We start from the raw sequence: 595 nt of genomic DNA on the forward strand, positions 1-595 counted from the left end.
GTGTTGATTTGTGTATGGGCACTGTAGATTTCACACAGAACATTAAAGACACTGTTAGTGAACCATATCGCACATACATCGACCATAAGAACGAATACGCTGTTCCTGCTGCTAACTTCGATATCAATACCAATAAGACAACTATCAAACCTAAAGATGTCTATGGCTCTACATTTGATGGTCAGTTGAAGTTTGTCATTATCCGTAATGATGGCTTTACTCGTCAGTTTGAGATTGATAGCACTAAGAAGTGGGATGATAACACTGGTATTGAGTTGGATGGAGATTGGGGTGGTGTGACAATCACTGTTGGTTTCGCATTCCAGTTCACCTACACGTTCTCTCAGTTCTTGATTAAGAAGCAAGCGGATGATGGAACCCAAACATCTGAGGATGTTGGTCGTCTACAGTTGCGTAGAGCTTGGGTTAACTATCAGGATTCTGGTGCATTCACTGTAAAAGTGTTTGTTGGTAATCGTGAAGGAAACTCATACACTATGGCTGGTGCTCCTGTCAATGCTCAGGATGCTATTCTTGGTCACCTAACCTTGCCTACTGGTCAGTTCAGATTCCCTTGTCAGGGTTCTGCTACTCA

The 595-nt window shown here is 42.5% G+C and carries 1 protein-coding gene; it reads left to right on the top strand.

The annotated features are described in order from the left end of the window. Positions 1-14 precede the first annotated feature (14 nt). Positions 15-595: phage nozzle protein (locus N1032_RS26525; protein WP_259543646.1), on the top strand; the 581-nt coding region annotated here is incomplete at its 3' end.

Origin of the sequence: Herbiconiux daphne, assembly GCF_024979295.1 — a bacterium.
Classification (GTDB): domain Bacteria; phylum Actinomycetota; class Actinomycetes; order Actinomycetales; family Microbacteriaceae; genus Herbiconiux; species Herbiconiux daphnes.